General features: G+C 73.8%; 12 protein-coding genes. 5 read left to right on the top strand and 7 right to left on the bottom strand.

The genetic code is table 11. The features are described 5' to 3' along the window. Window positions 1–123: 123 nt before the first annotated feature. Window positions 124–507, bottom strand: coding sequence for a bacteriophage spanin2 family protein (locus tag WBN91_RS35840; protein WP_337726256.1), 384 nt, complete (start codon window positions 505–507; stop codon window positions 124–126). A gap of 212 nt (window positions 508–719) precedes the next feature. On the opposite strand from WBN91_RS35840, the gene WBN91_RS35835 reads away from it, so the two are divergent. Continuing rightward, window positions 720–2042, top strand: a complete 1323-nt coding sequence (locus tag WBN91_RS35835) for a serine/threonine-protein kinase (protein WP_337726255.1) — start codon at window positions 720–722, stop codon at window positions 2040–2042. Here the strand turns inward: WBN91_RS35835 and WBN91_RS35830 are convergent. From WBN91_RS35830 to WBN91_RS35805, 6 genes are all read right to left on the bottom strand, one after another. Further along, on the bottom strand, window positions 2039–6358 hold the full coding sequence (locus WBN91_RS35830; protein WP_337726254.1) for a cation-translocating P-type ATPase: 4320 nt from the start codon (window positions 6356–6358) through the stop codon (window positions 2039–2041). The two genes, WBN91_RS35835 and WBN91_RS35830, sit on opposite strands and share 4 nt — an antisense overlap. Before the next feature lie 29 nt (window positions 6359–6387). Then, the gene (locus tag WBN91_RS35825) at window positions 6388–6966 is read right to left on the bottom strand and encodes an acetoacetate decarboxylase family protein (RefSeq protein WP_337726253.1); all 579 of its coding nucleotides are present in this window, start codon (window positions 6964–6966) and stop codon (window positions 6388–6390) included. Next, the gene (locus WBN91_RS35820) at window positions 6967–7314 is read right to left on the bottom strand and encodes a hypothetical protein (RefSeq protein ID WP_337726252.1); all 348 of its coding nucleotides are present in this window, start codon (window positions 7312–7314) and stop codon (window positions 6967–6969) included. Between the two features lie 46 nt (window positions 7315–7360). Then, window positions 7361–8011: a peptidylprolyl isomerase gene (locus tag WBN91_RS35815; protein ID WP_337726251.1), complete on the bottom strand. Its 651-nt coding sequence runs from the start codon at window positions 8009–8011 to the stop codon at window positions 7361–7363. 186 nt (window positions 8012–8197) lie between these two features. Next, window positions 8198–8800: a response regulator transcription factor gene (locus WBN91_RS35810; protein WP_337726250.1), complete on the bottom strand. Its 603-nt coding sequence runs from the start codon at window positions 8798–8800 to the stop codon at window positions 8198–8200. Beyond that, entirely contained in the window at window positions 8797–10044 is a 1248-nt protein-coding gene (locus WBN91_RS35805) for a sensor histidine kinase (protein WP_337726249.1), read from the bottom strand. The genes WBN91_RS35810 and WBN91_RS35805 overlap by 4 nt, the downstream gene beginning before the upstream one ends. A gap of 108 nt (window positions 10045–10152) precedes the next feature. Here WBN91_RS35805 and WBN91_RS35800 point away from each other — a divergent pair, with 108 nt between their 5' ends. The 4 genes from WBN91_RS35800 to WBN91_RS35785 all read left to right on the top strand — a co-directional run bounded on the left by WBN91_RS35800 (window position 10153) and on the right by WBN91_RS35785 (window position 13803). Next, on the top strand, window positions 10153–11040 hold the full coding sequence (locus WBN91_RS35800) for an ABC transporter ATP-binding protein (protein WP_337726248.1): 888 nt from the start codon (window positions 10153–10155) through the stop codon (window positions 11038–11040). Further along, on the top strand, window positions 11037–11729 hold the full coding sequence (locus tag WBN91_RS35795) for an ABC transporter permease (RefSeq protein ID WP_337726247.1): 693 nt from the start codon (window positions 11037–11039) through the stop codon (window positions 11727–11729). Before WBN91_RS35800 ends, WBN91_RS35795 begins: the two co-directional genes overlap by 4 nt. Window positions 11730–11936: 207 nt before the next feature. Next, entirely contained in the window at window positions 11937–13088 is a 1152-nt protein-coding gene (locus tag WBN91_RS35790) for an alkaline phosphatase PhoX (RefSeq protein ID WP_337726246.1), read from the top strand. Window positions 13089–13263: 175 nt separating this feature from the next. Continuing rightward, complete coding sequence (locus WBN91_RS35785) at window positions 13264–13803, top strand: hypothetical protein (RefSeq protein WP_337726244.1); 540 nt, start codon at window positions 13264–13266, stop codon at window positions 13801–13803. Window positions 13804–14162: the final 359 nt, after the last annotated feature.

Here is a 14162-nt window from a genome sequence, read left to right as displayed (position 1 = left end):
GCGGAGGCCCGCCCGCGCGGGTCAGCCGGCGCTGGCGGGCCGCCAGCGCGAGGAGGCGGCGGGCGCGGGCGGGCGGCGCGGGCGGGCAGGCGGTGCCGGCGGGCGGAGGCCCGCCCGTGTGGGTCAGCCGGCGCAGGCGCTGGTCAGGGCTGCTACCTGGTCCGCCTTGGCCGCGAGCCACGCCGCCGGGCGGCCGACCAGGTCTTCCACCGTGACGTCGCGCAGGGTGGTGGCCAGGCCGGTGATCGCCTCGTTGACCGTGGTGTCGGCGGCGGTGGCGGCCAGGTTGGTCAGGGATGTTGCGGCGGCGTAGGCCTGGGACACTGCCTGTTCCGGGGATGCCGGGTCCAGGGCGGCGGTGGCCTGCGACAGGGCTTCCGCGCACACCTGCACGGTGGTGGCGGTGTTGGCGATGTCGGAGGCGGTTTGGGCGGCTTCCTGGGCTGCGCCGCAGCCGGTCACGACAGCCACCACGGCAACAGCAGAGACGATCATGGGGACGCGCATCAGGACTCCTCCGGCTCGTTCCAGAACCAGAGGTCTCCCCGGTCGGCGCCTGAACGAGGCACTGACGTCGTGACCGAGCCGCTACCTAGCGGCCGTAGTGACGATCACGAACCGGGCGGGTACTCCCCTCCGCACCACCAGCATCCCGAATCCCGGCGATCACGTCAAACGGGGCTGTTCGAGGTGCCCGACCGGGAAGTAACTTCAGCGCTGTGCCGGAGCACAACGAGGTGATCGCGGGCCGCTACCGCCTGCTCGCGCCGGCCGGGCGCGGGGCCGCCGGGGTCGTGTGGCGGGCTCGGGACGAGCGGCTGGACCGGGTTGTCGCGCTGAAGTTCCTGAACTCCGGTGACGGGGAGCGGGTCGTCCGCGAAGGGCGCGTGGCCGCGCGGCTGCGGCACCCGCACGTGATCAGCGTCCACGACGTCGTCGACCACGGCGGCCGGACGTGCCTGGTGCTGGAGTACCTGCCGTCGCACACCCTGGCGGACCTGGTGGACACCGGGCCGCTGCCGGAGTCGCTGGTCGCGGGGGTCGGGTGGCAGGTGGCGTCCGCGTTGGCGGCGGCGCACGCGGCGGGGGTGGTGCACCGGGACGTGTCGCCGTTCAACATCCTGCTGACCGACGACGGCACGGCGAAGATAGCCGACTTCGGCATCGCCCGCGCGATCGGCGAGGGCACGGTGACCGACGGCCGGGCGGTCGTGGGTACGCCCGCGTACTGGGCGCCGGAGGTGGCGGCGGGTGAAGGCGCGGTGTTCGCCTCGGACGTCTACTCGCTGGCCGCGACCCTCTACGCGGCGCGCGAGGGGCACCCGCCGTGCGCGGAGGCGCAGACGTCGACCGGTCCGCTGGCCGAGGTGCTGGCCCGTGGGCTGAGCCGCGACCCGGCGGAGCGCCCCACGATGGCGGAGTTCTGCGCCCTGCTGGACGAGGTCGTGACCGAACGCCCGCAGACCCTGGTCCTGGACGACCCGCCGGAGAAACCACGGCGCTCGGCCTGGCGCAAGACCACGCTCCTCACCGCCGCCGCGGCACTGGTGGCGGCCGGGATCACCATCGGGTTGTCCTTGCGCGACCGTGACCGAGACCCAGCATCGACCCCCGACGCCCAAACCCAGACCGACGCCCAAACCCGGGCCGAGACCCAAACCCAGACCGAGACCCAGCCCCAAGACCAGACCGAGCCCCAAAACCAGCCGACGACGACCACGGCCGCGCTCCCGCCGCCCGAGATCTGCACGGTCCGGTTCACGATCACGAACCAGTGGCCGGGCGGCTACCAGGCCGAGGTGACCATCGACAACGCCGCCGACCGACCCCTGGCGAACTGGGCGGTGACCTGGCCGCAGGAAGCGGGCCACGCGATCAGCAACCTGTGGAACGGCGCCTTCACCGTCACCGCCGGCAAGATCACCGTCACCAACGCGCCCCACAACGCCCGCATCCCGGTGGGCGGTCGCACCACGTTCGGCTTCACCGCCAACGCGCCCTCCACACCCCAACCCCAACCCACCTGCACGACCGGGGACTAGGGCCGCAGGAGCGGGGACAGGGCGAGGCCCAGCGCGTTGGCGGCCGTCGCGCTGGACAACGCGATGCCCCACCCGATCGGTCCCAGCGGTGTGCAGCCGAAGAACTGGCTGACGCCGGGTGTCTGGATCACCGCGCCCAGCGCCGCCGCCGACCCGAGGCTCGCCGCCAGCACCGACCGGTCCAGGCCGCCGGTGATCAGGGTCTGCCCCAGTTGCGTCCCGACCAGGGCGGCCAGGGCGACGGTGCTGGCCCGCCGGGACCGGCCGGTGAGGCGGGCCAGGGTCCACGCCGTGGTGGCCCCGAGGGTCGTGGTGATCGCGCGGCCGGTGATGTCGCGGGTCAGGGCCTCGCCCAGGGACGTGGACGGGCCTTCCCGCAGCAGTTCCGGCACGGATTCGCCGTCCGGGCGGCTCAGGGCGATGGCCATCGCGGGGGCCAGGTCGGTCAGGAGGTTCACCAGCAGCAGTTGCCTCGCGGTCAGCGGGGAGCGGCCGGTCAGGGCCGAGCCCAGGACGCTGAAGGCGATCTCGCCGAGGTTGCCGCCCAGCAGGATGGCCAGGGCCTCGCGCACCGACGCCCACATCGCCCGGCCCTCGACCAGCGCCGAGATGATGGTCTCCAGCCGGTCGTCGGTGACCACGAGGTCGGCGGCGGCGCGGGCGGCGGGGGTGCCGCGGTGGCCCAGGGCGATGCCGACGTCGGCCAGGCGGATCGCGGGGGCGTCGTTGGCGCCGTCGCCGGTCATGGCGACCACGCGGCCCAGGCGTTGGTAGGCCTCGATGATCCGGACCTTCTGGGCCGGGGTGCAGCGGGCGATGACGTCCACGGTGGGCAGGAGGTCGTCCAGTTCCTGGTCGCTCATGGCCTCGACGTCCGCGCCGCTGACCACGGTGACGTCGTCGTCGCCGCTGACCTCCGCCGCGATGGCCTCGCCGGTGGCGGGGTGGTCGCCGGTGATCATCACGATACGGACCCCGGCTTCGCGCAGGGTCGCCGCCGCGGGCGGGGCGGCGTCGCGGACCGGGTCGGACAGGGCGAGGAAACCCAGGGGGCGCAGGCCTTGGACGTCGTCGTCGGTCACCGAGGAGCCCTGGAACCCGGTCTTCTCCGCCACGGCCAGCACGCGGTGGCCCTGGCCGGCCAGCCGGAGCACGCGCTTCTCCCACTGCTTGCGGGTCCGGTCGTCCAGGTCGCACCGGGGCAGCACGACCTCGGGGGCGCCCTTGACCGACAGCAGCCCGCCCCGGCCCAGGGTGGCGTGGTAGCCGCGGGACGGTTCGAACGGCAGCACCTCGACCGCCGCCCACCCGCGCCGGCCGGTGGTGGCGCGGACCCGGGCCGTGCGCGCGCCTTCCAGGACGGCCCGGTCGGTCTGGTGGACCAGGTCGGACGGGTCGTCGGCGGACGGGGTCGCGCGCACGCCCGCCGCGAGCACCGCGCGCAGCGTGTCGTCCAGCGCGCCGGGGGCCGCGCCGCGCCGGCCGTTGTCGACCCGGCTCACGGTCAGCCGGCCCTCGGTGAGCGTGCCGGTCTTGTCGAAGCACAGGACGTCCACCCGGCCCAGCGCCTCGATCGTGCGCGGGTTGCGGACCAGTGCGCCGTGGTCGGCCAGCCTGCGGGCGGCGGCGAGTTGGGCGGCGTTGACCAGGAACGGCAGGCCCTCCGGCACCGACGCCACGGCTAGGTTCACCGCCGCGCCCATGCTCTGTCGCATCGGCACCCCGCGCAGCAGCCCGGCCCCGACGACCGCGACCGCCGAGCCCAGGGCGACCGGCAGGGTCTTGCGGGTCAGCTCGGTCAGCCGGGCCTCGACGCCGGTGTTGGGGGCGTTGCGGCGGGCGGCGGCCATCGCGCGGCCGACCTCGGTGGCGTCGCCGACGGCGACGACCACGGCCGTCGCCTCGCCCACGGCGATGGTCGTGCCCTCGTAGAGCATGGACGACCGGTCCGCCGGGTCCGCCGCCACGACCGGCGCGGGGTCCTTGGGCACGGGCAGCGACTCCCCCGTCACCGACGACTCGTCGGCTTCCAGGCCCTCGCCGCGCAGCAACCGGCAGTCGGCGGGCACGACGTCACCGGCGGCGAGCCGCACGATGTCGCCGGGCACGAGGTCGTCGCCGTTGACCTCCCGCTCGTCGCCGCCGCGCACCACGGTGGCGCGCACGGCCGAGCGGGCCAGCAGGTCGGCCAGGGCGCGGTCGGTGAACACCTGCTGCACGCTGCCGATCAGCGCCGACACCCCGACCACGCCGCCGACCAGCGCCGCGTCGACCGGCGACCCCACGGCCGCCGACAGGGCCGCGCCGCCGGCCAGCACGGGCGTGAGCGGGTTGGCCAGCTCCGCCAGGAAAGCGCTGCCCAGGCTGGTGCCCACCGAGCGCTGCCGGGCGCCGCGCGCCCGCCTGCGCACCTCGCCGTCGTCGAGGCCGTCCGGTCCTGAGCCGAGCCGCTCCAGCACGGTGTCCACGGGCATGAGGTGCCACGGCTGGGCCACGCGCCGCTCCACGGCCGGCCCGCCCTGGCCGAGCCGACGCGCCCGCCACACGCCGTCCACGAACCCGATCGCCGAAGCCGTGTTGACCGCGCGGGACGCGCCCTCGGCGGGCTGGGCGCCGCGCGAGGTCAACGCCCCGACCGCGCCGATCCCGCTCGCGGCCTGGGCGAGCATGATCCCGTCCCGGGAGACCCGCCGGGCCGCCGCCACCGCCTCCACCAGCAGCACGACGGCGGTCGAGTCCTCGCCGACGACCACGTGCGCGCCCCACGGCGGCGGACCGCCGGCCCGGTGCACGCCCACGCCGCAGTCCGCCGCGCCCAGCGCCGTGCGGTGGTCGGACACGACCATCACCACGTGCCCCTCGGCCTGCAACCCGCGCACCGCGCCGACCAGGCCGCTGCCCGCGGGCACGGTGGTGTCGGCGTAGCGGGCGGGACCACCGGCCACGACCAGCCGCAACCCGGCTTCCCGCGCCGCCCCCACGATCGCGTCCACGATCGGCGGGGTCTCCACGTCCACGGCCAGCACCGCCTCCAGCCGGTCGCCGCGGGCCAGCCCCAGCACGTCGCCCTTGAGCTTCGCGCGCTCCCGGACCCCCTTGCGGCCCTTGACGTCCAGCTCGTCGACCGGCCCCAGCGCCCACTCGCCGTCCCGGCGGACCGCGCCCGGGTCGGCGGGGTCGAACAGCGCGAACGCGTGCCGGGCGGACTCGGCGGGGTCGGTGTCGGGCAGCGGCACCAGGTCGCTGAGCACCGAGCGGCCCGACCCGAGCGCGGACTCGTCCAGCACGAGCACGTCCACCGCGTCCAGGCCGCGCAGCACGGACCGCTCCATCACCAGCGTGCCGTGCCGGGCCAGCACCCGACCGAGCTGCGCGGCGAACGCGGCCTGCGCCACCGACGGCGCCTTGGGCAGGCTCGCGATCCCCAGTGCCATCGCCCGGCGCGGACCGGTGAACGGCGCGGCGGCCAGCCCCGCCGCCGCACCCGCGGCCAAGGCGCGGCGGGCGTAGCGGTCCACCGGGCCTTCGGGCACCGGCGCGGGCCGTTCCACCACGATCGGGTCGGCGGCGGCGTCGTCCGGCCCCTTGATCAGCCGGTTCTCGGCGGCGCACCACGCCTGCTCGTGCGCCTTGACCTCCCGCCACTGCTGGACGCGCTGGGCGATGTCGAGCAGGGTGCCCTCGCTGCGCGAGGCCAGGCCGTGCGCCAGGGCAGCGAGCACGGAGGTGGCGGTGTCGGCGCGTTCCCGGCCCTGGAGGCGGCCGGCGGCCAGTTCGCGCAGCTTGGGGTGCAGGTCGATGGCGGCGGTCAGGGCGGCCAGCTCACCGGGCAGCGGCGCCCACGGGGCGATCTTGGTGACGGCGGCCAGCAGCAGGCCGGCGGCGTCGGCGGCGAGCGTGGGCACCAGGCGGGTGCCCTTGAGCCCGTCGGCGGGGTGGTGCAGCTCGTCCTCGACCAGCCGCTCGTCCTCGGTGGCGGGCTCGGCCTCGGCGCGGCGGACCAGGTCGACCAGCTCGGCGGTGCGCGGCGGCGGGTCGGCCACGGCGACGATCACCCGCGAGGACGGGGCGTTCACCCGCGCCCACAGGACGCCGGGGTGCTGTTCCAGCGTGCGCTCGACCCGGGCGGCGACCTGCTTGCCCCGCGGCCCGTGCACGCCGTGGGCCTCGATGTGCAGGCGTCCCGGGCACGACCACACGTTGCGGCGGTCGCGGCGCAGCAGCGGGGTGCGCTCCAGCGGGGCGAGGGCGAGTCCCACCAGGCCCTTGGCCAGTCCGCCCGCCGCGCGCACGGGGTCGATGCCGAGGAGTTCCACCGTGCGTGGTTTCCCCCGCGCAGGGGATCTCAAGCCACTCGTTCGGGGCCGAACCTCAGGCGCAGCCGGGTGACGACGACGCCGACCAGAGGACGCGCGCCGCGCAGCCAGCCCAGCGGACCGTCGAAGTGCCACGACAGCCGCGCCGGCGCGACCCGGCCACGCACGCCCAGCGGTGTCCGCCGGGGCTGGCGCACCACGGCGCGGGCGGCGGCGGGCAGCCACCACCGGGCCGCGCGACCCAGGCGGGCGGTGGCGATCGTGCCGTGCTCGTCGTGGGCCAGGGCGGCGAACGGCGACGCCGGGGTCAGGTCGAAGTGCGCGAGCCGCTTGGGGATGTCCCACAACTCACGGCCACCGTCCCGCGAGGCCTCGCTGTCCACCCAGATCGCCACGATCCGCACCCCGCGCCGCACCGGCACCACCACCGCCAGCTCCCGGTAGGTCAGCACGCCACCCGGCCGGTAGTCCACGAACGCGGTCACGACCACCGTCCGGCCGCGCACGCTCAGCGGCCGGACCCCACCGGGCACCGCGTCGGCCCGCACCAGCCACACCGTCGCCCAGCACGCGCCGCGCAGCCGCCACGGTGGCGGCGGGTACCGCACTCACAGCTCCCGGGGCGGCTCGTCGGCCTCGCGCAGCACGACCAGGGCCGGGTGGTCGTCCGCGTCGAACTCGATCACCCCGGACTTGCCCGCCGCGAACGCCCGGTCGATCTCCACCAGCAGCTCCAGCAGCAGCTGCTCCGCGCGTTCCAGGGTGTCGGCGTGCGCCACGACGTACTCCCGCGCGCCACCGCGCTGGCCGTTGGCGTCACCCTGCAACTGGACCACCACCCCGCACGGTTTGGGCGGGTTGGCGGTCAGCAGGCGGGCCGCCCCGATGCGCAGCAGGAGGTCGGCCCGCACCAGGCCGCGGTCGTAAGTGGGGAGCCAGACGTGCGGCGCGGTCATGATCGGCACTGTAACGAGCAAGCCCGACTCCCGCCCGCCACGACCGTTAGCGCGCCGGGGTGAACGCCCAGTGGATGAGGACCGGCCGCTTGGGCGGACCGTCCTGGGCGTCGCCCTCGATGCCGGCGGCCACGATGCGGTCCAGGGTGTCCATGCCGTGGGTGACGCGGCCCAGGACGCTGTAGACGGGCCGGATGTTGGCGTGCGAGTGGACGATGAAGAACTCGCTGCCGTTGGTGCCCGGCCCCTGGTTGCCCATCGCGATCGTGCCGCGCGGGTAGGTCTCGGCGCCGGTGACCTCGTCGGCGAACCGGTAACCGGGGCCGCCCTCCTCCTGCCGGTAGATGTCCCCGCACTGCAACACGCCCAGCCGGGCGGAGTTGGTCAGGCGGAAGCACCGGGTGTCGTCGTAGAAGGAGCTGCGGATCAGGTGGACGAAGTTGTGCACCGCGCAGGACGCGACCGTGCGGTCCAGCTCGATGACGACCACGCCGTAGTTGGTGGCCAGGACGGCGGTGGCCGTGCCGCGGGTGGAGGCGGCGGGCCGGGGCGGCTTGACCGGCTTGGCGGCGGGGTTGTCGGGGGTGGGGATGAAGTCGCAGTGCTTGACCGGCTTCGTGGGCACGGGCTCGGCGGACGCGACGGGTGTGGCGAGGGCGGTGGCGATCAGGGCCAGGACCAAGGCGAACCTACGCATGACCCCCGAGGCTAACGCCCACCACCACCCCTACCGCCCCGATCACTTCGGCCCACCCAGCCCCGCCCGGCCAGCCAGCCCCGGCCAACCAGCCCCCGCCAGCCGGCACCGCCCAGCCCGCGCCGCCATCACCCCACCGCGCCAGCCACCGCGCGGCGCTCCCGTGACGGCGGCGGGGCGTGCGGGTCAGATCCAGCCCTCGTCCCAGGCCAGGCGGGCGGCCTCGTAGCGGGTGTGTGCGCCGAGCTTGGTCATCGCCGAGGACAGGTAGTTGCGCACGGTCCCGGCGGCCAGGTGGGCCTCCTGCGCGATCGTGGTGACCGTCCCGCCGCGCAGCGCGTACCGCAGCACGTCCAGCTCCCGCGCGGTCAGCGGGCAGGCGTCCTCGGTCAGGGCCGCCGCCGCGATCTCGGAGTCCACGTACCGGCGGCCGGCGTGCACGTCCCGCAGGATCGACGCCAGCTTCGCCGCCGGCGTCGTCTTGGGCACGAACCCGCGCACCCCGGCGCTCAACGCCCGCCGCAGCACCCCCGGCCGGGCGTGCCGGGTCACGATCACCACCGCCACCCCGGGCAGGTCCCGCACGGCCTCCGCCGCCAGCACCCCGTCCCGCTTCGGCATCTCCAGGTCGAACACGGCGATGTCCGGCCGGTGCGCCCGCACCGCGGCCACGGCGGCGTCCCCGTCGCTGGCCTGCACCACCACCGACAGGTCGTCCTCCAGCTCCAGCAGCGCCGCCAGCGCGCCCCGGATCAGGTCCTCGTCGTCGGCCAGCACGATCCGGATCACGTCCGCACCCGCCCGACCAGCTCGAACCCGTCCGGACCCGACGCGGCGGCCTCGACCAGCCCGCCCACGGTCGCGAACCGCTCCCGCAGCCCCGCCAGCCCCGCCCCCGACCCGTCGGACCCGCTCGGCCCGGCAAAAGACCCGCCCGAAGACCCACCCGACCCGTCCGCAGACCCGCCACGCCCACCGGAGGACCCGCCACGCCCGTCCGAGGACCCGGCCCGATCACCGGTCCGGGCGGGCTCGTCGAACCGGACGCCGTCGTTGCGCACCCGCACCGACACCTGCCCCTCCCCCACGTCGACCGCCACCGCGCACCGCCGCGCCCGGCTGTGCCGCAGCACGTTCGTCGTCCCCTCCCGCACCAGCGCCCCGAACAGCGGTTGCAGCGGCGGCGGCACGTCGGCCGCGTCACCGGTCACCGCTGTCTCGATGCCGGCCGCCCGCAGCACGCCCACCGCGTTGGTGATCTCGGTGCCCAGGCTGGCCCGCCGGTAGCCCTGCACCACGGCCCGGGTCTCCTTCAACGCCGTCCGGGCCAGCTCGGCCACCTCGTCGGCGTGCGTGCGGGCCAGGTCGTCGTCCCGGCCGATCAGGCGCGCGATCAGCTCACCCTTCAAGGCGATCGCCTGGAGGTGGTGGCCCTGGATGTCGTGCAGGTCCGCGGCGAACCGCAGCCGCTCCTCTGCCACCGCCAGCGCCTCGGAGGTCTGCCGGGCCTGGTCGAGCTTGAGCACCGCGTCCCAGAACCACAGCTGCACCCCCTCCCCGATCACGAACCCGACCACCAGCACGACCGGCATCACCAGCGAACCCACCAGGTCGTCGGACCACAGCACCCCGCCCGCGAGCACCACCGCCACCGTCCCCACCGCGACCAGCGGCCACCGCGACACCGCCGGCGTGGTGGCCACGACGTGCGCGATCACAGCCGCCGACAGCAGGTACCAGGCCATCGGCACCGGGACGCGGGTGCTCGCGTAGCCCAACGCCAGCAAGGCCACCCCGAACGTCGCCAGGTGCTCGGCGGTGCGGTGCTCGCCCCGGCCGATCCCGCCCATCGCCTGCTTGAGGTACCGGATGTGCTGGGCGGCCACGACGAGCACGGCCACCGCCAGCAGCGGGGTGCCGACCACGCCGTACTTGCCGGTGGACAGCTCCAAAGCGGTCACCATCGCCACCATGAATCCGGCGCCGATCACCGACCACCACGTCCAGCGCCGCAAGGTGCCGATCTGAGTCACCGCACGAATCTACGAGCCGGATCGCCCGATGTCTGCTGACATCTGTCACATCGACCGGTGTTCGCCGACACTGCCCGCCCGCACGTCCGTTCCCGAGCATTGGGTCCCATGAGGAACGCGGTGATCGACGTGACGGGCCTGCGGTGCCGTTACGGGGACTTCGAGGCGGTGCGCGGCATCGACCTCGAAGTGCGGCAGGGGGAACTGTTCGCGTTGCTGGGCACCAACGGCGCCGGCAAGACCACCGTCATGGAGGCCCTCGAAGGCCTGCGGGCGCCCAGCGGCGGACGGGTGCGGGTGCTCGGCGTCGACCCGCGCCGCGACCGGGCCGCGATCCGCGAACGGACCGGGATCGTGTTGCAGCACAGCGGTTTCCCGCCGGACCTGACGGTGCTGGAGATGGTCCGGCTGTGGCGGCGCGGCACCCCCGCCGACGCGCTGGAGCGCCTGGACCTCGCGCACCGCCGGGACGTGCGGATCAAGCAGCTCTCCGGCGGCGAGCGGCGGCGGCTGGACCTGCTGCTGGCCACGCTGGGCCGGCCCGAACTGCTGTTCCTGGACGAGCCGACCACCGGCCTGGACCCGGAATCGCGGCAACGCACCTGGCAGGTCGTGCGCGAACTGCTGGCCGAGGGCACGACCGTCGTGCTGACCACGCACTACCTGGAGGAGGCGGAGACCTTGGCGCACCGGCTGGCGATCCTGCACGAGGGGGTGGTGCGGGTGTCCGGGGCGCTGGTGGACGTGCTCGCCGCCCAGCCCGCGCGGATCTCGTTCGACCTGCCCGACCGGCTGGACGTGGGCGTGCTGCCGATGCTGGCCGGTGACGTCGTCCACGAGCCGTCGGGCCGGGTGCACGTGCGGACCCGCGAGTTGCAGGACGACCTGGAGTTGCTGTTGGGGTGGGCTCGACGCGACGGGCTGCGCTTGACCCGCCTGCGCGCGCACCACGCGTCCCTGGAGGACGTCTTCCACGCCGCACGAGGTGCCGCGTGATCGCCGCGCTGGGTGTCGCCGAGCTGAAGTTGCTGGCGCGCAACAAGATGGCCGCGACGATGGCGTTCGTCATGCCGCTCGCCGTGGGCGTGTCCTTCGCGCTGTCGATGGGTGATGACCAGTGGCCGATGGTGATCGGGCTGCAACTGCTGGCCACGCTGGGCTTCACGGTGTACGTGACGGTCACGACGGCGTTGGTGGCGCGCCGCCAAGACCTGTATTTGAAGCGCCTGCGCACCGGGGCCGCGTCGGACGCCGTGGTCCTGGCCGGGGTCCTGCTGCCGCCGGTGATGCTGGGGTTGGCGCAGACGGTGCTCCTGCTGGGCGTGAGCTTCGCCCTGGGCGCACCCGCCCCCAGCCGTCCGGACCTCCTCGCGCTCGCGGTGGTGGGCGGCCTGGCGGTGAGCGGCGCGGCGGGCGTGGCCACCAGCGGCATCACGGCGACGGCGGAACAGGCCCAGGTCACCACCGGTCCGTTCTTCTTCGGCCTGCTGGTCGGCGGGGTGTGGGCGGCGGCGACGCCGGACGCCCGAGCCCTGCTCACCCCGGGCGGCGGGGTGGCGGACCTGGTGGCCGGCGCGTGGGGTGCTCCGGTGGCCCTCGGCCCGGCCGTGCTGTCGGTGTTGGCCTGGACGGCGCTGGCCGCCGCGCTGTCGGTGCGCCTGTTCCGGTGGGACGCGCGGACGTGAACCGTCCTCCCGACGATTTGACAATGTGAAAATTCCTTCTGCGAAAGAATGTTCACAAAGATCGACATCATTCCGGTGTTGTTGTGAAGTGGTTCACACCCAGCTTCACCGACGGTCACGTGGGACCGCTCTGCTGACCCGACACGTCGGGCCGGAGCGGTCCCGCCGCCGGAGCGCGGACGCCCCACCCGACGGGAGGGAGCAACCGTGGAACGTCGTACCTTCCTGCGCGCCGCCGTCGCCGGTGGCGGTTCGATGGCGTTCGGCTTCACGCTCTGGAGCGAAGCGCTGGCCTACCCCGCCCAGACCGGCCCCAGCCCGTACGGGGCGTTGCAGGCCGCCGACGCCAACGGCATCCAACTGCCCCAGGGCTTCACCAGCCGCGTGATCGCCCGCTCGACCCAGACCGTGCCGGGCACCAACTACGTCTGGCACAGCGCCCCCGACGGCGGCGCCTGCTACGCCGACGGCACCGGCTGGATCTACGTGTCCAACGCCGAGATGGCCGCGCCCGCCGGTGGCGCCGGCGCGGTGCGTTTCTCCTCGACCGGCCAGATCACCGGCGCCTACAGCATCCTCACCGGCACCAACCGCAACTGCGCGGGCGGCGACACACCGTGGGGCACCTGGCTGTCGTGCGAGGAAGTCGACCTCGGCTACGTCTACGAAACCGACCCGTTCGGCGTGAACCCAGCCGTCCGCCGCCCCGCGATGGGCCGCTTCAAGCACGAAGCCGCCGCATGCGACCCTGACCGCAAGGTCATCTACCTGACCGAGGACGAGAGCAACGGCTGCTTCTACCGCTTCGTCCCGACCACGTGGGGCGACCTGTCCACCGGCACCCTCCAGGTCCTCCGCGAGGTCAACGGCGTGCTCTCGTGGGCCAACGTCCCCGACCCCGACGGCAACCCCACCCGCACCCGCCGCCAGGTGTCCGGCGCAAAGGTCTTCAACGGCGGCGAAGGCGCGTACTACCGCAACGGCACGTGCTTCTTCACCACCAAGGGCGACAACCGGGTGTGGGCGTACAACGCGGTGAACAACACCATCGCCATCGCCTACGACGACAACCTCACCTCCAACCCCCCGCTCACCGGCGTCGACAACATCACCGGCGCGGCCGTGGGCGACCTGTACGTCGCCGAAGACGGCGGCAACATGGAGATCTGCGTGATCACCCCGACCGACGTGGTGGCCCCGTTCCTGCGGATCACCGGCCAGTCGTCGTCGGAGATCTGCGGCGTCGCGTTCAACCCGGCGGGCAACCGGCTGTACTTCTCGTCGCAGCGCGGCACGACCGGGTCGAGCAGCGGCGGCATCACCTACGAGGTGACCGGCCCGTTCCGCACCTCTCTCTGATCCTTTGGGGCCTGGGGGCCTTGGGCCGAACCCAACCCCCAGGCCCCGGCCGGTTCGGACCCCCGCAGCCCTTCCCGTGAAGAACCTCCCGATCGGGCGCTGTGTACGACAACCGGCAACCACTAGCCTCCGGACGCGACCCCTGCCGAGCGCCCCCTCGAAAGGACCCGAGTCGATGCGCCTCACCAGATTCCGCACCGCCGCCCTGGTCGCCGCCACCACCCTGCTCACCCTGACCGGCATCACCACGGCCTCCGCCTCCCCCACCGAACAGGACCCGGTCCACCAGCCCGCCGCCGACACCCCGGTCACGGTCCTGGTGACCAAACTCAGCCACTCCGAAGCCGCCGCCCGCTTCCGCGCGGCCGGCATCACGTGGTCGTCCAGCGGAAATTGCAGCGACAGGTACAACTCCACCTGCACCAGCTTCGAACAGATCAACCTGACCACGGTCCAGGGAGCCGAAACCCTGAAGCGCGCCAGCGGCTGCGCCCTCAACATCACGGGCGGCACCGAGACCGGACACGCCAGCGGCACTTACAGCCACTGGAACGGGTACAAGCTCGACTACAGCCTTTACACGTGCGTGGGCAACTACATCAGGAACAACTTCACGTACATCGGCAGCAACAAGTGGCGCTCGGGGTCGGGCAACATCTACTTCCTCGAAAGCAACCACTGGGACGTCACGTACTACAACTGCGGCGGCTGCTGAGCCTCCGAGCCAGGTTTTAACCCCCCGCTCACCGTGTCGTGCCGACGCAACCCTGTTGCGCTCACTTTACTCTGCACTGAAGCTATAGAGATAATCGCACCAACGCCCACGCTGCGCCGAAAGCACCCTGCCTGAATGGCGGGGTGCTCCGCGCCGAAGGCGCGAGCCGAAGCGGCTAGCGCCCACGGGAAGGGCCTCGGTTTCTTTTCCCGTCCGGCCTGGGCGAAGCCCAACCACGCTTGGTCCGTTTTCGCAACCAGCTTTTCCGGTTGCGAAAACGGACCAAGTGTGGTTGCCTCCGGCAGGTCGGACGGGGAAAGAAATCGACGCCCTTCCCCCCGGGGGCCTGCCGCGCGGCG

The sequence above is a fragment of the Saccharothrix sp. CCNWYY140 genome (genome assembly GCF_037401995.1).
Classification (GTDB): Bacteria; Actinomycetota; Actinomycetes; order Mycobacteriales; family Pseudonocardiaceae; genus Actinosynnema.
Note: the sequence above shows the minus strand (reverse complement) of the source record. Positions and strands in the feature narration are given on the sequence as shown.

Excerpts from the sequence above, each read along its gene's own strand:
- WBN91_RS35815 (WP_337726251.1), bottom strand. The coding sequence starts at position 8,011 with ATGCGTAGGTTCGCCTTGGTCCTGGCCCTGATCGCCACCGCCCTCGCC.
- WBN91_RS35840 (WP_337726256.1), bottom strand. The coding sequence starts at position 507 with ATGCGCGTCCCCATGATCGTCTCTGCTGTTGCCGTGGTGGCTGTCGTG.
- WBN91_RS35785 (WP_337726244.1), top strand. The coding sequence starts at position 13,264 with ATGCGCCTCACCAGATTCCGCACCGCCGCCCTGGTCGCCGCCACCACC.
- WBN91_RS35820 (WP_337726252.1), bottom strand. The coding sequence starts at position 7,314 with ATGACCGCGCCGCACGTCTGGCTCCCCACTTACGACCGCGGCCTGGTG.
- WBN91_RS35800 (WP_337726248.1), top strand. The coding sequence starts at position 10,153 with ATGAGGAACGCGGTGATCGACGTGACGGGCCTGCGGTGCCGTTACGGG.